The 20,719-nt window shown below is 63.5% G+C and carries 16 protein-coding genes and 2 pseudogenes; 10 read left to right on the top strand and 8 right to left on the bottom strand.

All coding sequences use genetic code 11. The features are described from left to right. Nucleotides 1–532: 532 nt before the first annotated feature. Both Har1131_RS15935 and Har1131_RS15930 read left to right on the top strand, forming a co-directional pair. Nucleotides 533–2,311, top strand: a complete 1,779-nt coding sequence (locus Har1131_RS15935) for an L-lactate permease (RefSeq protein ID WP_151147419.1) — start codon at nt 533–535, stop codon at nt 2,309–2,311. A 27-nt stretch (nt 2,312–2,338) separates the two neighbouring features. After that, nucleotides 2,339–5,382 (top strand): annotated as a pseudogene (locus Har1131_RS15930) (FAD-binding and (Fe-S)-binding domain-containing protein). A gap of 35 nt (nt 5,383–5,417) precedes the next feature. Here Har1131_RS15930 and Har1131_RS15925 read toward each other — a convergent pair. The 7 genes and pseudogenes from Har1131_RS15925 to Har1131_RS22175 form a co-directional block, all read right to left on the bottom strand. Then, complete coding sequence (locus Har1131_RS15925; RefSeq protein WP_151147416.1) at nt 5,418–5,864, bottom strand: hypothetical protein; 447 nt, start codon at nt 5,862–5,864, stop codon at nt 5,418–5,420. After that, nucleotides 5,852–7,606 carry an Nramp family divalent metal transporter gene (locus tag Har1131_RS15920; RefSeq protein WP_050038426.1) on the bottom strand — a complete coding sequence of 585 codons (1,755 nt, stop codon included), beginning with the start codon at nt 7,604–7,606 and terminating at the stop codon, nt 5,852–5,854. Before Har1131_RS15920 ends, Har1131_RS15925 begins: the two co-directional genes overlap by 13 nt. Nucleotides 7,607–7,614: 8 nt before the next feature. Beyond that, nucleotides 7,615–8,184: a helix-turn-helix transcriptional regulator gene (locus Har1131_RS15915; protein WP_014031253.1), complete on the bottom strand. Its 570-nt coding sequence runs from the start codon at nt 8,182–8,184 to the stop codon at nt 7,615–7,617. 215 nt (nt 8,185–8,399) lie between these two features. Then, nucleotides 8,400–9,733, bottom strand: a pseudogene (locus Har1131_RS15910) (metallophosphoesterase). A 124-nt stretch (nt 9,734–9,857) separates the two neighbouring features. Then, nucleotides 9,858–10,862: an alcohol dehydrogenase gene (locus Har1131_RS15905; RefSeq protein WP_191907495.1), complete on the bottom strand. Its 1,005-nt coding sequence runs from the start codon at nt 10,860–10,862 to the stop codon at nt 9,858–9,860. A gap of 199 nt (nt 10,863–11,061) precedes the next feature. Continuing rightward, a complete protein-coding gene (locus Har1131_RS15900; RefSeq protein WP_008312162.1) occupies nt 11,062–11,886 on the bottom strand; it encodes a M48 family metallopeptidase in 825 nt (274 codons plus the stop codon). Between the two features lie 129 nt (nt 11,887–12,015). Then, the gene (locus Har1131_RS22175) at nt 12,016–12,273 is read right to left on the bottom strand and encodes a class I SAM-dependent methyltransferase (protein WP_225308142.1); all 258 of its coding nucleotides are present in this window, start codon (nt 12,271–12,273) and stop codon (nt 12,016–12,018) included. Between the two features lie 510 nt (nt 12,274–12,783). On the opposite strand from Har1131_RS22175, the gene Har1131_RS15890 reads away from it, so the two are divergent. The 5 genes from Har1131_RS15890 (at nt 12,784) to Har1131_RS15870 (ending at nt 17,303) form a co-directional block, all read left to right on the top strand. Next, nucleotides 12,784–13,404 (top strand): hypothetical protein, encoded by a 621-nt coding sequence (locus tag Har1131_RS15890; RefSeq protein WP_225308141.1) that lies wholly within the window; start codon nt 12,784–12,786, stop codon nt 13,402–13,404. Between the two features lie 156 nt (nt 13,405–13,560). Continuing rightward, entirely contained in the window at nt 13,561–14,352 is a 792-nt protein-coding gene (locus Har1131_RS15885; RefSeq protein ID WP_079891654.1) for an aldo/keto reductase, read from the top strand. A 146-nt stretch (nt 14,353–14,498) separates the two neighbouring features. Then, nucleotides 14,499–15,497, top strand: a complete 999-nt coding sequence (locus tag Har1131_RS15880; protein WP_146417883.1) for a DMT family transporter — start codon at nt 14,499–14,501, stop codon at nt 15,495–15,497. 86 nt (nt 15,498–15,583) lie between these two features. Continuing rightward, complete coding sequence (locus Har1131_RS15875; RefSeq protein WP_014031245.1) at nt 15,584–16,330, top strand: NAD(P)-binding oxidoreductase; 747 nt, start codon at nt 15,584–15,586, stop codon at nt 16,328–16,330. A gap of 49 nt (nt 16,331–16,379) precedes the next feature. After that, nucleotides 16,380–17,303, top strand: coding sequence for an LLM class oxidoreductase (locus Har1131_RS15870; protein WP_014031244.1), 924 nt, complete (start codon nt 16,380–16,382; stop codon nt 17,301–17,303). A gap of 117 nt (nt 17,304–17,420) precedes the next feature. Here Har1131_RS15870 and Har1131_RS15865 read toward each other — a convergent pair whose 3' ends face one another. Beyond that, nucleotides 17,421–17,792, bottom strand: coding sequence for a cupin domain-containing protein (locus Har1131_RS15865; RefSeq protein WP_014031243.1), 372 nt, complete (start codon nt 17,790–17,792; stop codon nt 17,421–17,423). Nucleotides 17,793–18,107: 315 nt separating this feature from the next. Here Har1131_RS15865 and Har1131_RS15860 point away from each other — a divergent pair, with 315 nt between their 5' ends. The 3 genes from Har1131_RS15860 to Har1131_RS15850 all read left to right on the top strand — a co-directional run bounded on the left by Har1131_RS15860 (nt 18,108) and on the right by Har1131_RS15850 (nt 20,713). After that, nucleotides 18,108–19,814, top strand: a complete 1,707-nt coding sequence (locus Har1131_RS15860; RefSeq protein WP_174878676.1) for a cbb3-type cytochrome c oxidase subunit I — start codon at nt 18,108–18,110, stop codon at nt 19,812–19,814. Between the two features lie 227 nt (nt 19,815–20,041). Then, nucleotides 20,042–20,308: a hypothetical protein gene (locus Har1131_RS15855; protein WP_014031241.1), complete on the top strand. Its 267-nt coding sequence runs from the start codon at nt 20,042–20,044 to the stop codon at nt 20,306–20,308. Nucleotides 20,309–20,311: 3 nt separating this feature from the next. Then, nucleotides 20,312–20,713, top strand: coding sequence for a PIN domain-containing protein (locus tag Har1131_RS15850; RefSeq protein ID WP_008312181.1), 402 nt, complete (start codon nt 20,312–20,314; stop codon nt 20,711–20,713). Nucleotides 20,714–20,719 lie beyond the last annotated feature (6 nt).

The raw sequence follows: 20,719 nt of genomic DNA, 5'->3' as shown, positions 1-20,719 counted from the left end.
CTCAGCGCCGAGTGTCCGGTTCACGTTCTATCGCGCGCCAGCGCCGTTCCAGCGAGGGGACGACAGCCTCGATCTTGAACCCCGGTACGGCCCGTTTTCCAACTGCGTCCACAGGACTGTGAATAACGCCCTGAAACCACCAGATACAGACGACTGTAAGGGGCTCGCGTGAGAGTACAGTCGAGTGAAATCGGGGCGTAAAGCACTGTTATACCGGATACACACGACTGTACTGCACTCCGGACGTTCGTACAGAATACGGCCTGTTTTTTCGGCTATCAGCGCTTCTCGCTTCTGTTCCGGCGCTATTCTGGGTAGACGATAATGTAAACAGTAGATAGGTATAAATACTCCCTGCCAGACGACGTGACTGATGCACCCTACCAGAAACCGCTGTATCGGAAGGTTTCGAGCGATAGAGGCCCGTACCGAGGTGGTTCAGAAATGAGAGCGCGATACTGTTTCCCAGGGCACGTAGCTGGTGACAGTGGCGGCACGTCTCCGGACGAACGGATTCCGGTGGTGAGAACCCATGTCTGAGCACACGCTGGTGCTCCTGGCACTGCTGCCGCTGGCGACGATTGCGGTGTTGATGGTCGGGCTGTACCAGCCTGCGACACGGACAATGCCCATCGCATGGGCGGTTGCGGCTATCGCTGCCTTTGTCGGCTGGCAGATGTCGCCCACGCTGATCGCTGCCGCGTCGATACGCGGCGCGCTGACAGCGACCAGAATCTTGGTCATTGTCTTTGGGGCAATACTCCTGCTGTACACGCTGAAACAGTCCGGCGCGTTCGAGGTCATCAACGCAGGGTTCTCCTCTATCAGTGACGACCGCCGCGTGCAGGTCATCCTGCTCGTCTTCCTCATGGGCTCGTTCATCGAGGGCGCAGCTGGCTTCGGGACGCCCGCGGCAATCGTCGGCCCGCTGCTGGTCGGCCTGGGCTTCCCGCCGCTGGCCGCGGTGGTCGTTGCGCTGACTGGGAACATCCTCGCAATCACGTTCGGCGCGGTCGGAACGCCGCTGATAATCGGACTGCGTGACGTGGTGTTCGCAGAGGGTACGGGCGCATCACAGCAGGTGCTCCAGCAGGGCGGCTTCGAGAGCGTCGGCGCGTACGTCGCTCAGATCGGTGTGTGGGCGGCGCTCATCCACGCTATCGTCGGCATCGCCATCCCGTTCATCGGCGTGGCGATGATGACACGCTTCTTCGGCGAGGAGCGGTCGATCAAGCCGGCGCTCGAAGTCCTGCCGCTGTGCCTCTTCGCGTGGGCTTCCTTTGCAATACCCTACGTCGCGACCGCGTACTTCCTCGGTCCGACGTTCCCGGCCCTGCTCGGTGCGATGGTTGGCCTGCTCGTGGTCACGACCACGCTACGGGCCGGCTACTTCCTCCCAGACGACGAATGGGACTTCGGCCCGCAGGAGCAGTGGCCGGACCACTGGATCGGCAGTATCGAGCCCGGCGAGGGCGTCGGCACCACGACGGGTGACAGCCGAGAGGGAACCGTCGCGGCCGACGGCGGCACGGCAACGTTTGAAGAATCCCACTCGCAGGACATGTCGCTGGGTATGGCCTGGCTGCCGTACCTCCTCGTCGCCGCACTGCTGGTCGTGACCCGCGTCGTCAGTCCGATTCAGGAGTTATTGTCGACGAACGGCGTTCTCCTGTGGAGTAACATCCTCGGTACGCCGTTCTCGGAGGGCGTCGAGCTGTTCTACCTCCCCGGGAGCCTCTTCGTCCTCGTCGCCGTGATCACGTACGCGCTCCACGGAATGGACACTGATGGAATCAAGGCCTCGTGGAGCGAGGCGCTTCGGAACATCGCTCCGGCCGTCGTCGCACTGTGGTTCGCGGTCGCCACGGTCATGATCATGCAGCGGACCGGCAGCGCCGTCGTGCTGGAGGCCGCGCCGATCAACTCCGGAATGCTCGGCCTGCTGTCGGAAATCACGGCGAACGGGACCGGCCAGATGTTCCCGTTCTTCTCGGGCTTCATCGGTGCGTTCGGCGCGTTCATCGCCGGTTCGAACACGGTCAGCGACATCCTGTTCGGACTGTTCCAGTTCCAGGCCGCACAGCAGATCGGTGCGCCGACCCAGATCGTGGTCGCCGCGCAGGCGGTCGGCGGCGCAATCGGCAACCTCATCGCGATTCACAACGTGGTCGCCGCCCTCACCGTGGTCGGCCTCATCGGCGAGGAGGGACGTGTCATCCGCCTCGAACTGATACCGGTGCTGTACTACGGCGTGTTCACGGGCATATTGACGCTCATCCTGGCATACGTCGTGGCACCGGCCGCGTTCTAACTTCTCCCACTCTCTCACTTCCTACTTATGGCATACGACTCCCGACCCCCCGAGAAGCGTGACCCGGCGACAGACCCGAGCGCGAACTACGATTACCAGGGCGACAGCGTCCACCGACCGGACCTCGTGGCGGCCCTGAAGCGCCGCGTGGATGGCGACGTACGCTTCGATACGTACACCCGTGAGCTATTTGCGACTGATGCGAGCGCGTACGAACAGCGCCCAATCGGCGTTGTCTCACCGGTTTCGACCGACGATGTGGTCGCGGTGATGGAGTACTGCGACAAGCAGGATATTCCGGTGCTCCCACGGGGTGGCGGGACCAGTCTCGCCGGGCAGGCCGTCAACGAGGCCGTCGTCCTCGATTTCAAGCGGCACATGGACGAGACGCTGTCGGTCGATCCCGAGGCCAAGCAGGCCCGCGCACAGGCGGGCATCACCATCGCCCGTCTCAACGACCGGCTCGAACCCCACGGCCTGAAGTTCGCGCCGGACCCCGCCTGGGGCGACAAGAGCGTCCTCGGCGGTGCAATCGGGAACAACACGACCGGTGCACACTCGCTGAAATACGGCAAGACAGACGCCTACATCGAGGAGTGCGAGGTCGTTCTCGCTGACGGCACTCAGACAACGTTTGGCTGGGTCGATGTCGACGACCTCGAATCGCGAGCGGCCGAGGCCGGCCCGAACGCCGACCTCGAAACCCGGATCTACGCCGAAGTCGCGAAGATCCTCTCGAAGGACGCGGCGGAGATAGACGCCAGATATCCGGAGCTCAAGCGCAACGTCTCGGGATATAATCTGGATGAACTGGTCGACAGCGCCAGGGAACGCGGCGAAGTCAACCTTGCCCGCTTGCTCGCCGGGAGCGAAGGGACACTGGCTGTTGTCACTGAGGCGACAGTCTCGCTCGAACCCGTTCCCGACGCTACGGCCATCGCCATGCTGACCTACGACGATATCCTGTCGGCGATGCGGGACGTCGCCCCGATTCTCGATCACGACCCCTCGGCCGTCGAGGTGATGGACGACGTGCTCCTCGACCTCGCTGCGGAGACCCCGGAGTTCGCTGACGTCGTCGGCATGCTCCCCGAGGAGACGGACTCGACGCTGCTCGTCGAGTTCTACGCGGATTCGGCCGAGGACGGCGCGCAGAAGGTCGCCGACCTGCTCGCCGACCGACTGCCTGACTACGACGCTCGGGAATCGCCGCGTGACGGGGGGCTTCCGTCACTGATGCCCCCGTCAACGCTGTCGATGCACTGGAGGCATACGACGCGGACCGGCAGGCGAAGTTCTGGAAGATGCGCAAGGCCGGTCTGCCGATCCTCCTGTCGCGGACTGGCGACGACAAGCACTGGCCGTTCGTCGAAGACACGGCTATCCCGGCCGAGAACCTCCCGGAATACGTCGCCGATATCCGGGAGCTGTTCGACGAACACGACACGTTCGCCTCCTACTACGCCCACGCCGGCCCCGGCGTGTTGCACATCCGGCCGCTGTTGAACCTGAAATCCGAGGACGGTATCGAAACGATGGAAGCCATCTCCGACGCTATCACGGACCTCGTCGTCCAGTACGACGGGTCGGTGTCGGGTGAACACGGTGACGGCCGTGCCCGGACCCAGTGGAATCGCAAACTCTACGGGGACGACCTCTGGGAGACGTTTCGTGACCTGAAGACGGCCTTCGACCCGGACTGGCGGCTGAATCCGGGCAACATCTGCGGCGACCACGACCCGGCCGAGAACCTCCGGTACGACCCGGACTACGAGTTCGACGCGGGCTTCGAACCCACGCTCGACTGGGACAACGAGAACGGGTTTCAGGGGATGGTCGAACTCTGTCACGGCTGTGCGGGCTGTACCGGCCACCAGGAAACCACCGGCGGCGTCATGTGTCCGACCTACCGCGCCGCCGAGGAGGAAATCACCAGCACTCGTGGTCGGGCCAACATGCTCCGGTCGGCGATGGACGGTGACCTCCCCGAGGACCCCACCGACGAGGAGTTCGTCACGGAAGTCCTCGACCTCTGTATCGGCTGTAAAGGCTGCAAAAAGGACTGCCCGAGCGGCGTCGACATGGCGAAGCTCAAAGCCGAGGTGGTCCACGAACACCACCAGCGTGAAGGTATCTCGCTGCGGGACCGGCTGTTCGCCAACGTCGAGACGGTGCTCTCGCTTGGGAGCGCGTTCGCCCCGGTGTCGAACTGGCTGCTGGATTTGCCGGGCTCGGGGTTCCTTATGGAGAAAACGGTCGGTATCACCGAGGAACGGACGCTGCCCGCCTTCCACCGGACTACGTTCCGGGACTGGTGGGCTGACCGCGGCGGGGCACTGATTGCTGCGAACAAAGCCGAGCGGAAGGCGCTCGTGATCGCCGACCCGTACACGAACTACAGCCATCCCGATGTCGGGAAAGCGGCCGTAGAAGTGTTGGAGGCGGCGGGCGTCCACGTAGTTGTGCCTGACGGTGTGACCGATAGCGGCCGTCCCGCATTCTCCAAGAGTATGCTGGACCACGCTCGCGAGACGGCACGAGCGAACGTCGACGTGCTCGCACCGCGAATCCGCGACGGCTGGGACGTGGTCACCATCGAACCGTCCGACGCGGTGATGTATCAGGTCGACTACCGGGACCTCCTCTCGGGCGACGACGTCGACACCGTCGCGGCGAACACGTACGGCGTCTGCGAGTATCTCGACACGTACCGGCTGGGAGAGGCTATCTCCTTCGACGAACCGGGCGGCTCGCTGGCGTACCACGGCCACTGCCACCAGAAGGCGACGAAGAAAGACCACCACGCCGTCGGCGTTCTGCGCCGGGCCGGATATGCTGTCGACCCGCTTGATTCGGGCTGTTGCGGGATGGCAGGGAGCTTCGGCTACGAGGCCGAACACTACTCGATGAGCGAGGGCATCGCGGACCTCCTCCTGGGCCAGATTGACGATTCGCCTGCCGAGCGAGTCGTCGCGCCCGGCGCGTCCTGCCGGTCCCAGATCGACGACTTCGGCGACGGTGACGCGGAGCCGCCACATCCCATCGAGATGGTCGCGGCCGCGCTCCAGTAGCACGGCCCGCATCGCTGGCTCCACGAGCTACGAGGTCAGAACCCGATACCGTCTCGCTGTCGGACTGTCACGTCGTGTCCGTCGACTGTCGACCGAAGCGCCTGCGTGAAGGGCTCAGCGTCGAACTGCCCGTGGACTCTGACTGTTGTGGCGGAGCCCGTTCGGGGTCGCGCTGTGATCTTTGGCCGACCGACCCGGCCGCCAGAGTGGACCTCGATTTTGTCGAGTGTGTCGTACGACTGTGTCTCGACCGTTTCGGCGGTTTCGAGAGCCGCGTGGACGCCCTCTTCGACCACCCGTGATGCGAACGCCGCGGCCCGCTGGTCCGGCGACCCGAACAGCAGGTCGACGGGTGTCAAATAGTCGTACTCGACGAAGTAGGCCCGCTCCGTACAGAACAACACGTCGACCATCCGGAGCGGGTACGACCCCCGCATCGTGTAATGCAAGTGGACGCGGAGTTCGTCGGTCACGAGAACCACCCTTGCGCGGTGGCGGCGTCAGTGACTGTCCCGTTTGCCGTGACTTTCGCGCGTCCCACTCGATACATCGTATACGCCTGGACGAGCAGGCAGATCGCCCAGAGGGCGTACCCTCCCAGTGCGCTGCCGAGCACCGTCGTCTGGACGGCAAACGCCTGCAACCCCAGCTGTGTCGCTAGCCCGGTCCCGATCAGGAGGACGCTGAAGTAGCCGAAAAACGCCGCGGCGACCCACATTGCGACAATGCGACCCCAGCCCGGCATCGTGTGCTCCGGCAGCCGGACCGTGTTGACGAGCTGGACGATGACGATGTACGGCCACATCAACAGCCCGGACATCGCCGCGCCGACGACCAGGAGCCCGAAGGGATCGGATATCGATATCGGGAGGGTGAGGATGAAGATGCCCCAGCCACAGAAGACGGTCAGCAGTCCCCAGAACAGCCGGGGCAGGCTCCAGCCCGCGTCCCGACCGTACAGCTCGTAGATGATGTCGGAGCTGTTCCGGACGAACGACTCGATGATCGCGTATTCGGTCGTGAACAGGGCGAGAAACAGCGTGACGTAGATGACGCTCGTCGTGAACCCGCCGACCGACGGCGCGATCTCGATGAGCCACATATCGACCGCGTCGCTCGTCGCTCCCGGTGCCTGTGACACCGCGATGACGACCAGCATCGTCGTGACGAGGAGGAGGCCCAGCAGGAAGGTCAACAGGTGTTCGAGCTGTGTCACGCGCCACCAGCCGCGCCACCGTTTGAGGTTTTGCGTGTCCGGGGTGAACGTGAACCCGTCCTCGTGGACCGTCTCGGGGTCGTCGCCGGCGAAGGGGTTCTTGATCCGGCCCTGGTACCGCCCCATCCCGTAGCCCTTCTCGCGTATCCAGAGGCTCTGTGAGAGGTTGAGGTAGCCCCCTGCGCCGGCATAGGCCAGCGCCCCGACCAGCACGGCGATGGTCCCGACCGGCGAGTAGTCGCCGACCTCCGTCAGGCTCCCCGGAACACCGACCAGCACGTCCACTGACCCGATGAGAACGAACAGCAGCAGGGTGAACGCAATAGACAGCGCCACCAGAACAAGCTGGAGGCTCTCGACGACGTTGTACATCAGCGGCGTCACCTGGTAGGTAATCCAGATGAACACCATGAGCGCGATGCCGAACAGTCGCCAGCCGACGATGTCGACGCCGGCGACGTCGTACGTGCCGAGTCCAAGGCCCTGTGCGCCGATCTGCGCGGCGCTCGCGGCCCACCCCGGCCAGCCGAGACTGATGAACCCGCCGACCAGCATGGCCAGCGGGAGAACCGGATGGACCCGTTCGAACGCCCGAAACACGCTCTCACCGGTCGCCAGTGTCCACCGCTGTATCTCCGTATTGATGACAAAGTGGAGACAGACCGCCACGAGGAACAGCCAGTACAGTCCCCAGCCGTAACTGGCGACCAGATGCGGCCAGAACAGCGTCTCACCGCTGCCGAGCGACGCCCCCAACATGATCGCGCTTGGGCCGACGACGTGGCGGAGTTTCGGCACTTTCGGCAAGGAGAGTTCTCTGAACCGCCCGCCCGTCCCAGTGTCCGGATGGGCATCGCTCTCCGGTGCCGCCTCGAGGTTGTCGTAGGCGACCGGCGTGTACGATGAGATGGGATACCGCTGCTCTTTGCGAGAGGCGTACACTTCCGATGTCTCTGACTCCGCGTCTTCCGTTACGTCCGACTGTTCCGTCGGCTTTTCCTCTGGCATCGGTGAACTCACCCACCGACGTAGTGCCAGACGTGCTCGTGGTCGGCGGCCAGGTCGACCTGTGGGAGGTCTTCGAGCGCGGGTCCGATAGCGTCCCACCACTCGTCAGCGGTCTTGTAGCCCGCCGGATGCTCCTGAAACACCTCGGTAATGAGCTTCCCGGCATCCGTGTTGGGGTTTTCACGGAGGTAGTCGTACGCGGCCCTCAGCGCTGCACGCCGGTCGTCGAGTACGTCCCCCGTCCCCGGCAGGTCCGCGTCGGCGATACTGTGTTCGACCGGCGGCTCTCGTTGCTGCTGTTGCGCGTCCGAGCCGACGAGCTGGGAGAACGGGATCCACCAGACCCGGCTCCGTGCGCCGACCTTCCGCGTTTCCAGCTCACCCCGCTCGACGAGTACTTCGAGCTTGTTGTGTGCCGTTTTCCGGGAACAACCGAGTGCGTCCATCACATCGGTTGCCGTCAACGGCTTCGCCTGGTCCGTTCGGTCTCGAAACACCGAGAGCACTCGCTCCGGTGTGAACTCTGCCGTGGACGGTGGCGACCCGTCAGCCCGACCATCGTCCGCGGTATTGCTCATACGTAGCCATTACAGTCGTATGTAATAGACTTTTCTGCAGAGAACTCCGATCCGGGAGCAAACGACCTCCTTCCGTCTGACGCTCGATGGGTCTCAATTTCACACGAAGGTAGGAAATCACTTCCCGGTCGACGCACCGACAACGGCTGTTGCAGATATCCCAAATCCGGTCCACTTCCGACAGCAACCACGTTGCCGTCGGACCGGTCCACCCCTTACTCGGCCGGTTCCCGCGGCGGCACCGACTGCTCGGTTTCCACGACCGCACGGTCGGGGAGTTCGGGGTTGGGTGTCCGACCGACCGTCAGCAGGCGTTCGGTGAGTGTCAGCTCCTCCGGACTGGGGCTCGGTTTCTGGACTTCCTCGTAGTCGACGACCACCTGCCCGTCTTCGGCCGTAATGCGCACCGCACAGAGCTGGTAGGAGGGGTAAAACACCGGCGGAAGGAGCCCGATGATGCCGTCCCGACGGTGGAGGCGTTTGAGCCAGGTCCCGCTGTTGACGACCAGCCCGCCGTCTACCGACTGCACGCTCGGCCGGTGCGTGTGACCGTAACAGAAGACGACCACGTCTTCCTTTTCGTCGAACACTTCCCGGGCGGCTTCCTTGTACGGTGTCTGGGTATCGACCGTGAGGTCGGTCTCGAAGACTCCGAACCGGTTGATGGTTTTCTTGATGTCCTGTCGCAGAAGGTACAACGGGATGCCCACGAGCAACAGCAGCCCGGCCAGCGACGCGTTCACGACAAGCAGCATCCAGATGGCGGTGCCGACCGTGCCGAACTGGCCAAGAAACGACGTCGTCGTTTCGACCGGCGCGGACCAGACGCCCAGCAGGTTCAGCGCCGCCAGAATCGCCAGGATGGCGCTGATGTTGAACAGCAACAGGAACGGGACCAGCGCGTACCGCAACAGCGGGTTCATCTCCCGATAGAAGTACTTCGAGAGCATCCACACCGGGACCCGCTCGGTCGGCGTTACGGCCTGGACGTCCTTGAGCCAGTTGTACCGACCCCGGTCCGACAGCTGGCCGGCCCGACTTGTCACGAGCGTGTTGTAGTAGTAGCCAAGCGGCGTCACGTTGGTGTCCCCCAGTCTTCGATGCGGTTGTTGGGGTCCTGCTGATTGCCGTGTTCGAGGTGGATGGCTTGGTCCCCCACCGGACGGGTAATCGACTTCGACTGGACAAGGTCTACGTTGTACGCCGCGAACCGCTCCACGTACTCGTCGTAGGCCGCGAGTTCGTGGTCGTGGTTGCCCGGTATCAGCGTGATCTGGATGTTCTCGCCGGTCTTTCGCAACTGCTCGAACAGCGACGGATAGGTCTCTTCGAGGGCGTCGAACTTCTCCAGTCCCGACATGCCGGTGAACTCCCACAGCCCGAACGCGTCGCCGTTGATGAGTAGTTCGGCGTGCTCGTCGGTGGTCTCTAACCGCCCCAGAAAATCGAGTAGTTCGTCGAGAAATTCCACGTCCTCTAGCTGCTCGTCGCCGCCGATGTGGAGGTCGCTGATGACGTAGTAGACGCGGTCGTCGGCGGTGCCGTCCATTGAATACGGGTTCTTGATCCACAGACAAAGGCGTTGCTCTCCGGGAAATCACGACGGGAAATTGTGGTCTCAGCCGGGACTGTGGCGTATAGACGCGCTTCAACCGATATCGAGACCTGCTCGATTACAGTTCCAGCACGGCCCGGAACCGCGCTTCGTTGTCGATCATCCGCCCGTATGCTTCGTTGACGTCTTCGAGCGGGTAGGTCTCTATCTCCGGCGCGATGTCACGGAGCGAACTGAACTCCAGCGTGTCCTGTGAGTCGCGCGCGTGTCCGGAGGCCCAGCCTTCGACACCGCCCCGGCTCTGGACGAGCTGCTGTGCGCTCACTTCCACTGGCTCGCCGGGAACGCCGACGACTACGACTGAGCCATCGACGCCGATTCCGCTGACGATAGAACTGATGGCGTCACTCGACGGTGCCGTCGCCAGCACGACGTCGGCCCCACCGAGTTCCTGTAGCCGCTGGCCGGCATCCACGTCCGCCGCGTTGATGAAGTGGTCGGCTCCCAGCTCTTTCGCCAGCGATTCCTTCTCCGGCGTTCGGGAAATGGCGGCCGTCTCGAAGCCGGCCGCGTGAGCATACTGGACCCCGAGGTGACCGAGCCCGCCGACGCCCTGCACCGCGACCAGATCTCCGACGTTCGCATCGCTGTTCCGCAGCGCGTTGAACGTCGTCACGCCCGCACAGAGTAACGGCGCTGCGGCCGCCGCGTCCAGCGCCTCCGGAATCTTGGCGAGCGCTTCCGACGGTGCGGTCATGTACTCGGCGTAGCCGCCATCGTAGCTCAGCCCAGTGATTTCGCCGTTCTCACACTGGAGGAAGTTCCCCTGTCGACACTGCTCACACGTCGAACAGTGGCCGCCGTGCCAGCCGACGCCGACCCTGTCGCCCACGTCCCAGGCATCGACAGCGTCGCCGACGGCATCGACGTGTCCAGCCACCTCGTGGCCGGGAACCCGCGGATAGGAGACGACCGGGTTGGTCCCCTCTTTCGTGAACACGTCGCTGTGACAGATGCCACAGGCGTCGACCGAGACCCGTACCTCGCCCGGGTCGGGTTCGGGCACGTCCCGTTCGACGACCTCGAAGTCTGCCCCTGCCTCAGGCACGACCGCCGCTCGCATTGTGTCTGACATAGCGATACTTCCGGCTCGACGCGGATAAGCGGCCAGTTACCAGAGAGTTGTACGAGAGCGTCGGCTGCGATACAGCCGTGCCAATCGGTTCAGTCCGCCTCCCGATTCATACTGCCAGCTGTACGTCTGTGAAGAATCTCGCCACCTCGGGGTGGCAAATACCTTGAAATAGTTACAGCCGGCAGTATCAGGACCGGAGCCGCTGAATGCGCTTCTCAGTCGGGGGATGGGTCGAGAACAGTTTCTCGAACAGCCCCTTGTCGGCGTTGAAGATACAGAGGGCGTTCATGCTGTCCTCGACTTTCGATTCGCGTCCTTCAGCACCGCGAGAGATTTTTTCGAGCGCACGGGCCAGCGGCTCGCCGGTGCCGATGGCGCGGCGCGCGTCCGCGTCGGCGACGTACTCCCGATACCGTGAGATAGCCAGCACGAACACCATGACCAGCGCGTTCGCGAGCGAGGAGGCGATCATCGCCATGATCCAGGAGCCAACGTTTCGCTCGCCGCCGAACAGTACCGCGAAGTAGGCGACGTAGCCGACGAGCATCCCGATAGACTGGCCGACGACCATCGTGATGACGTCCCGGTTCTTGATGTGGGCCAGTTCGTGTGCGATCACGCCCTCCAGTTCGTCGTCGTCGAGGAGTTGCATCAGTTCGCTCGACACGACGACGACACCCGCACCTTTCCGTCCGACCGCGAAGGCGTTGGGCACGCCCATGTCCATCACCATCAGCCGGGGCTCCTCGATATTCATATCTCTGCAGAGCCGCCGGACCATCTGGTGGACGTAGCCGAACCGCTGGTCGTCCGGCATATCCTCCGCGCCACGGAGTGCCAGCCACTTCCCGAGTTTGTACTGGATCGCCGGCACCACGAGGATTCCGACGAGGAGCACCGGGACGAGCGGCAGGCCCAACAGCACCGACAGTGCCGTGCCGGCGAAAACGTAGAACGCGAACAGAATCGCACCGACGACGAGCATCCGCACCTGTAATCCGAAGTCTGCCATACAGGGTCAAGTCTGTCCGGCCGTATAAACCGTCTGGCCGACGATGCCGCTCGTGTCACTGGGTTTCGCCGCAGATGTGGTGACGACTCCGAGGAAATTCGCCGGCTTAGTCGGTACAGCGGACGGTCCTTACTCCCTGGAGAGCGCGTAACTCCGACGGCCGTGCGTTTCGAGCGTGAGAGACGCCAGCCGCCAGTCGGTCTCCGCACAGAACTGGTGGACGGCAGGGATGACGCCGTTCACGATTTTGTAGTCGTCGCCCACGATGTAGCCGCCCGCTGTGACGGCCCGCTGGCTCTCCCTGAGTTCGGCCAGCGTCGCCTCGTACTCCTGGGAGCTGTTGATATACACCCAGTCGAGCGAGTCGGTGTCGGCATCACGGGGCACGGTGATCGGCTCGGCGTCCCGGTGGTGCCCTGATGCTCGCTGAATCGCCGCTTGACAGCCTGGCGCTCCCCGTCGATTTCCCACTGATCGACCAGATAGAGGGTCTCCGGCTGCGTGATCCGGACGATTGATTCGGTGAAGGAACCGTCTCCGGGCCCGAACTCGGCGGCGGTCGCGCTGGTCGGCATGTGTTCGAGGAGGGCCGTCCGGTGGGGGAGGAGTTGCACGTTTTCAAGCTCTGCTGCCGGGAGCGACTCCGGGACGGCTTCCTCTCGGTCCAGAACGGTTGCCGCTGCGGCTCCCCCGGACGTGTCGGGTGGGAACGCGGTCTGGTAAAGTCCGGCGACCACCGGGTAGCGGCGGTCCGGACAGGACTCAGTGATAGCGCGTTTCACCCGCGATAGTGACGTTCTGCTGTCACGATACCGCAACGGAGCGTAAAAGTATGCTGACTCCGACTCTCACTGGAGAGCCGAAAACCTATGCGCTTGGGTTCGAAACGACCCTGGCATGTCTCTCTCCCGTTTTGTCGGGCGGTTCCGGCCTTACTCCGTCCCGCTCTGTCTGTTTGCCCTGGTGGCGATCGCTGTGCTGTTCGTCCCGCCTCTGGTTCTCGGGGGCGCGACCGGCCGCACGTACGCCCTGACCATGGCAGTTCTCATCGTCGCGATCTCGTCGGTCCTTCCGTATGCCGTCGCCGTCGGTGTGCTGACCGTCCCGTTCCTCTACACTGGAATCGGTAGTTACGCGGCCCCAGAGGTGTTGCCGACCGATGCAGAGCCGTTCGGGCTGGCTGCAGCACTCCGGCACGTCATCGCTGGCATCTCGTACGTCGTCGCGGCCACCGCCGTCGGCGCTGTCGGCATCGGCCTCGATTTCGCGGCCTCCAGTGGTTCGGACCCGTTTCCGGCGGTCGGTTTCCCACCGTTTCCGGCACTCGGGTTTCCGCCGTTCTTGGTGCTCGGTGGCATAGTCGTCGCCGGTGTCTACGTTGCGGTCCAGCTGTGGCGGTACGAGCGACCGGTTCGGGGCCTGGGGTGGGAGACGGTTCTCGGGACGGTCGTTCTTGGCACGTTCCTCGCCGCATCGCCCGTCGTCGCGCTCTGGATTTTCGGGTCCTATGGCTTCTGAACGACCGTACACTACCTGTAGTAGCCAGTCAATCTGCTGTCCGTCCGATAATCGGCGCTACCCGCCGGCTTCCAAACGGCTTAAAGTCGCAGGCTCCGGTATCCGATAATGACTCAGCAACAGTCCTCGACAGACGGCGGTCCACGAGCGAGCGGCATGCCGATGCTCGGTCTCGGAACGTGGCAGAACGACGACGCGGAACAGTGCGCCGAAAGCGTCCGGACGGCCCTGGAGGCCGGCTACCGACATATCGACACCGCACAGGCCTACGACAACGAAAGCGCCGTCGGCGACGGTCTCGCTGCGGCTGACGTGGACCGCGACGATATCTTCCTGGCGACGAAGGTCTGGATCTCGAACCTCTCGCACGACGACGTGATCGAGACGACCGAGGAGAGCCTCGACAAACTCGGCGTCGATTCGGTGGATCTGCTGTACGTCCACTGGGCGGCGGGCGAGTACGAACCCGAGGAGACGCTTCCGGCGTTCGACGAACTCGTCGACCGCGGCTTGATCGACAACGTCGGCGTCTCGAACTTCGAACCGCACCACGTCGAGACGGCGATGGACGTGCTCGATGCTCCGGTGTTTGCAAACCAGGTCGAGACGCACCCGTTCCTCCAGCAGTCGGAACTCCGCGAGCACGCGGCGGAACAGGACTACGAACTGGTGGCATACTCCCCGCTGGCACGCGGTGAAGTGTTCGGTCACGACGTCATCGAAGCCATCGCCGACGACCACGACGCGAGCGAAGCGCAGGTCAGCCTCGCGTGGCTCCGCGAGAAGGGCGTGACGGCGATCCCGAAAGCCACGAGCGAAGCCCACATCACCGATAACCTGGCGAGCCTCGACCTGTCGCTCTCCGACGCCGAAATCGACCGTATCGACAGCATTGACACGGTCGACCGACGCGTCGATCCGGACTGGTCGCCCGCCGCCTGGGACTGAATCGATTTCGAGCTTTCCCGGTGGGAGTTGCCGATACGACTGTCGGTCCGTGACACCACGTCTCCCACAGCCCTCTTCACATTTCGACCCGTTACACAGGTAATGAGATATCTTCGCTCTAACGGGTGGTCCAACTGACCTGGCCGATGCTGCGGTCCACGTTTTCTGATCGTCCCTCACTCCCGGCCCGTTACCGTGACACCGCGCTTTTCGTCCTACTCGCGGTATTGTTCGGTGGCTCGTTCGTCGCGATCAAAACCGGGCTCCGTGAGCTGCCACCGGTGCTGTTTGCCGGTCTCCGGTTCGACCTGGCAGCGATGACGCTGCTTGGCTACATCGTCCTTACCCGGCCCCGGTCGACGTGGCTGCCACGGACGCGCGCGGACTTCGTTGGAATCGGGATGGCGGCGCTGTTCCTGATCGCACTCAACAACGGGCTGTTGTTCCTCGGTCAGGGCGCGACCACGCCCGCAGCGGCGTCCGTGATGTACGGCCTGAACCCGATACTCGCCCCCGTGTTCGCCTGGTGGCTGCTGGGTGACCGACTATCGTGGCTCGGTGCGCTCGGTATCGGTATCGCGCTGAGCGGCGTTATCCTCATCGTGCAGCCGTCGCCGTCGACGTTCACCGATGCGAGCGCCATCGGGCAACTTCTGGTCCTCGGCGCGGCAGCGGCCGTTGCACTCGGTAGCGTGTTCCTCCAGCGTGTCGGCCCCCAGATGGACAGTACACCGCTGACTGCGTGGGCGATGGCTGTCGGCGCGGTGTTGCTCCACATCGCGAGCCTGCTGGCCGGGGAGCCACCTATGGCCGTCATCGGCATCGGCCCCGAAACGATTGCGAGCATCGTGGCCGTGGGCATCCCCTCGACGGCAGTCGCGTACGCCATCTACTTCGGCCTCATCAAGCGTATCGGCCCGGTCCGTGCGAATCTGGTCGCGTACGTCGTGCCGATTTTCGCCGCGCTCATGGGCTGGGTACTGCTGGGCTCGTCGGTGTCACTGTGGACGTTCGTCGGCTTCCTGGTCGTCGTTGCGGGCTTCGCTCTCATCGAGCGTGTGACCATCCGCATGGAACTGCGCCGGCTCTATCACCGCTTCGAGGAGACATCCTCGTCCCAGCAGACACCGCCGTGTGACGACTGACGTCTGCGGTTGCAGTAGAGCGATCACGATCTGGATTTGACGAAACAGGCCCAGCCAATCATGTACCGGCAGCCCCAAGCCACGATATGGACCCTTCTGACGTGGAGACGGTGTTTGTCGCCGGAGCCAGCGGCGGGACCGGGCGCGCGACGCTCCGACTGCTCAGTTCGCGCGTGCCGACGGTCCGAGCACTGACCAGCACACCGTCGAAAACAGACGACCTGCAGGCGGCCGGCGCTGACGAGGTCGTCGTCGACGACTTGCTGAACCCGACTGCGTTGGCCGAGGCGCTGTCGGACGTTGATGTCGTCCTGAGCGCCGTCGGCTCGAACATCACGGACGTCTGGTCCCGGGACGAGTACGTCGACGGTGCGGGAACCATCAATCTCCTTGATACGGCCGTCGACGCTGGCGTCGAGGCGTTCGTCATGGAATCCGCTATCGGCGTGGGTGACGAGCCGGCCAGTCCGCTCGCGACGGCCTTCGACGTCGTCATCCAGCCGATACAACGTGCGAAAGCGGAGGCCGAGGCCGCGATTCGCGACGCCCCGGTCCGACACACGATCCTCCGCCCGGGCGTGCTCACGAACGGGCCGCGAACTGACACCGTCTCCGTCGCCGAGCCCGGAGCGAAGCTCTGGGGCAGCGTTTCGCGGGCTGACGTGGCCCGACTGATGATCGCATCGCCCGTCACACCGGCAGCCGAAGACCGGACGCTGGAAGTCGTTGCCAAGCCGTCGTTCCCGGACCGTGCGCTAGATGTCGAGTGGCAACTCCCCCGGAGTGGGGCGTCGGAGACCGTGGCAGTTGATACGCCGGACGACGACCCGTAGTGGGCAATCCACCCGTGTGCAAATACGCCTCCAGCGTGAAAGGCGGCTGATGACTGACGTGGACCACGCGAACGCTGGCTATCGGCGGCTGTTCGGGGGGGACGGCCTCTCGTTCGGCCTCGGGTTCCCGCTCACGGGCGAAACGGAGTCGACGCCGGATATCGACGCGGAACTCCGGCTCGCAAGCCACGCCGAAACAGTCGGCTTCGACGCGCTCTGGGCGCGAGACGTGCCGACGTACTGGCCGCGTTTCGGGGACGCCGGCGGGGCCTTCGACCCGTGGTCCCTGCTGTCCCACGTCGCCGCCCACACCGAGTCGGTGGCGCTTGGCACCGCGAGTATCGTTCTCCCGCTGCGCCATCCCCTCCACATGGCGAAATCGGCTGCGACCGTCGACCGGCTTTCCGACGGCCGTCTCGTGCTGGGCGTCGCCTCGGGCGACCGCGACCCGGAGTATCCGGCGTTCGGCGTCGACCCCGAGAACCGGGGCCAACTCGTCCGCGAAAGCGTCGAGGCGCTTCGCGTGCTCTGGCGCGAGGAATACCCGACGCTCGATGGCTCCTGGGGCTACCTCGACGGAGAACTCGATGTCCTCCCGAAACCGACAACGGACACGCTCCCGCTCTTCCCGACCGGCAACGCCAGACAGTCCACGGAGTGGATCGCCGAGAACGGCGACGGCTGGATATTTTACCACCTTCCCGAGTCGACCCTGGAGTCGTATCTCGACACATGGCGGAGCCACGCGTCAGAGAAGCCGTTCACGATTGCCGTTCAGGTCGAGTTCGCTGCTGATCCGACGGCGGAGCCCGAACCGCTCCACCTGGGCTATCGTGCCGGCGTCGAGTGGTTCAGAGAGTACTTCCGACGGCTCGAAGAGCACGGCCTCGACCACGTTATCGTCGGGCTTCGAGCGGCGGAGCCAGAGGCGGCGATGACGACCTTCGCAAGCGAAATCATCGACGAACTGTGACTCCAGCTGTCGATACCGTTCCTGCGAAACTCGCGGCGGATGACGCTTCCGTCGATCCAATCGACTGCCTGCCGTATTCCGGTTTGGACTTCCCAGCAACAGCCCTCTGAGCTGGGCTTACGGATCGAACTCGTTCTGCTTGAGCCCTTTCCGGACCGGTTCGTGTTCGGCGTCGGTCGGCGGCGGTGCCGTCACCAGTAACGCCTCCAGCCGACCATCCTCGTCCGCTTTGACACCGCGGTCGGTGTCGGCCTCGACGACAACTACGTCGCCCGGCTCGACCGCCCGCTCCGTGTCTCCATCACGGACGATACCGCTCCCGGACTGGACGTGTATCGCGACGTCGCTCGCGGGCGCGTGCACCGGAATAAACTGGCCGGGTTCGAAGTAGCCACAGACGACTTTCATCCGGTCGCTGCGGAACACTTCGACAGCCGAGAACTGGTCGTCGTCGTATTCCCGGACGGCGTCGAAATCGGTCGCTGTCATCGCGCGTCCTCCTCGTCACTGCGGTCTCGAAGAACTACAGGGCCGAAGTCGCGGCTGGTCGATGCGGACTGGCTCGAACGCCGGCCAGTGCGCACACTCGCTCGCTGTCGGTTTCGGTGCTGTGGGTGCATCGCGAGGAGTTCCGACCGCACGACGGAAAACCTCGGTCCCGAACCGCTTCGTCTGTAGACGCGCCGCTTCGTACTCTGGATGCATATAAACTGTCTCCGAACATCTTCCCGATAAGAACCACGGGCAGTCCGTATAAAGACCCTCCAAATGGTGTCTGTAGGCGCATTGGCGACGACAGTACTGATGGCGATACTGCTCGTCGGTATCGCTGGGATACTCGCACGGATCGAAGACTGGCGGTCGTATACGATTGCGATCGGTGGCGGCCACGGGGCGCACGAACGCACCCACGCGGAGAAGCCGAGCGGGATTCTCCGGTGGCTGACGACGGTCGACCACAAGGATATCGGGATTCTCTACGGCGTGTTCGCCGTCGTCGCGTTCGCGTGGGGCGGTATCGCCGTGGTTCTGATGCGGTTCGAACTGATGTACCCCGCTGAGGACTTCCTCAGTGCCAGTGCCTACAACGGCCTCCTGACGACCCACGGCATCACGATGCTGTTCCTGTTTGGGACGCCAATGCTGGCGGCGTTCTCGAACTACCTGATCCCGCTGCTCATCGGGGCCGACGACATGGCGTTTCCGCGAATCAACGCCATCGCGTTCTGGTTGTTGCCGCCGGCGGCGCTGCTCATCTGGGGTGGCGTCCTCGGCGGGCCGTTCCTCGAAAACATCGAACCGGCACAGACCGCCTGGACGATGTACACGCCGCTGTCGATCGAACAGCAGAACCCCGGCGTGGACCTGATGCTGCTCGGCCTCCACCTCTCGGGCGTCGCGGCGACGATGGGGGCGATCAACTTCATCGCGACTATCTTCACCGAGCGGAGCGAGGACGTGACATGGGCCACCCTCGATATCTTCTCCTGGACTGTCCTGGTGCAGTCCGCACAGATCCTGTTTGCCTTCCCCTTGCTGGGCAGCGCGCTTGTCATGCTCCTGCTCGACCGCAATCTCGGGACGACGTTCTTCACGCTCGACGGCGGCGGCCCGCTGCTGTGGCAGCACCTGTTCTGGTTCTTCGGCCACCCCGAGGTGTACATCCTCGTCCTGCCGCCGATGGGACTCGTGAGCTACATCCTGCCCAAGTTCTGTGGGCGGAAGCTGTTCGGATTCAAGTTCGTCGTCTACTCGACGCTGGCGCTCGGAGTTCTCTCCTTTGGCGTCTGGGCGCATCACATGTTCGCGACGGGTATGGACCCTCGACTACGGGCCTCGTTCATGGCGGTCTCTATCGCCATCGCCATCCCGAGCGCGGTGAAGACCTTCAACTGGATGGCGACCATGTGGAACGGCGCGTTGCGGACGACCGCGCCGTTCCTCTTCTGTGTCGGGTTCGTCGGGAACTTCATCATCGGCGGCGTCACCGGCGTCTTCGAGGCCGCCATCCCCGTCGACCTCATCTTACACGACACATACCACGTCGTCGCTCACTTCCACTACGTCATCATGGGCGGGATCGCCTTCGCTGTTTTTGCGGGCATTTACTACTGGTTCCCGCTCTACACAGGTCGGTGGTACCAGCGCTCGCTGGCGAAGTGGCACTTCTGGCTGACGCTTGTCGGGACCAACGTCACCTTCTTCCCGATGGTCCTGCTCGGCTACGCCGGAATGCCCCGCCGGTACGCCACGTACGCTCTGACCGCTGGCCCGGTGGACCTGTTTACGCTCCTGCACCAGCTGGCGACGCTGGGTGTCGTCCTGCTGGTCATCGGCCAGCTCATCTTCGTCTGGAACCTCGTAACCTCGTGGCTGGAGGGCCCACTGGTCACGGACGGCGACCCCTGGGACCTGGCGGCGACGGACCAGTTCCCGCGGGAGTTCGCGTGGTTCGAGCGTGAGCGGCTCCCGGCGCTGGCCGACGGCGGCGAAGAACCGACCGGGGATTGATCTCCGAGTTCTTCTGGTTTCCCGTTCGCGGTACCCTTCTTGGTTGTTCTACGGTCACCTCTAGAGTAGTATAGAACCGTTATCACACCCACTTTGAGACGGTCAATACAACTCAAGCAGTAAATGAGCTTGAAAATTGGTCGGACTGGACGACTCAATATGGGCGGGAAATCTACTATATTTACGGGAATATTTTTATTCTTTCCCACACTAAGGCTGAATACGTCATGTCGAAGACGACAGACGAACGAGGACGGATCTACCTCCCGAAGGATGTCCGCGACCGGTTCGGTGACCAGTATCGTATCGTTGAACTCCCGAGCCACGTCGCACTCTTCCCAGTTGACGAGGACCCGCTAGAGGGCCTCCGAGCGGCCGTTGGCGATGCTTTTGCAGAGACAGAGGCCGACAAGCTGAAAACTGAATCGCGGAAGGCGATATCACGAGAGGTTCAAGAGGAAGCGAAAGATCGGACACAGGATGGCGAGGCGTAAGTCGTGTACGTTGAAACTGACTTTCTCACCGCACTGTTGAAGGACGACGACTGGCTTCAGGACGCCGCAGTCCGCGCCCTCGAAGAGCACGATGACATACATACCTCGATACTCGCGTACGCCGAGGTTCTGGTGCTGTTCTACGACCGTGAGGCGGCCGAGTACGAGATCGATGCGCCGCGGGCAATTACCAACCTGCTCGAACTGGTTCCAATCGTGCCGGAAGAGCACGAGGACGCGGTTCTAGCCGCCGCAGCGTTCCTCGACGAGTACGATCTCACCCCATTCGATGCACTCCACGCTGGACTCGTCACAACCGGCGAAGAGCGAGTCCTTTCGACCGAGCAGGACTACGACACTGTCGGCCTCGACCGCACATCGTTGGAACCTGCGCCCTCTGAGTGAAGATGG

It is taken from the genome of Haloarcula sp. CBA1131, assembly GCF_008728975.1.
Lineage (GTDB): Archaea > Halobacteriota > Halobacteria > Halobacteriales > Haloarculaceae > Haloarcula > Haloarcula hispanica.
Note: the sequence above shows the minus strand (reverse complement) of the source record. Positions and strands in the feature narration are given on the sequence as shown.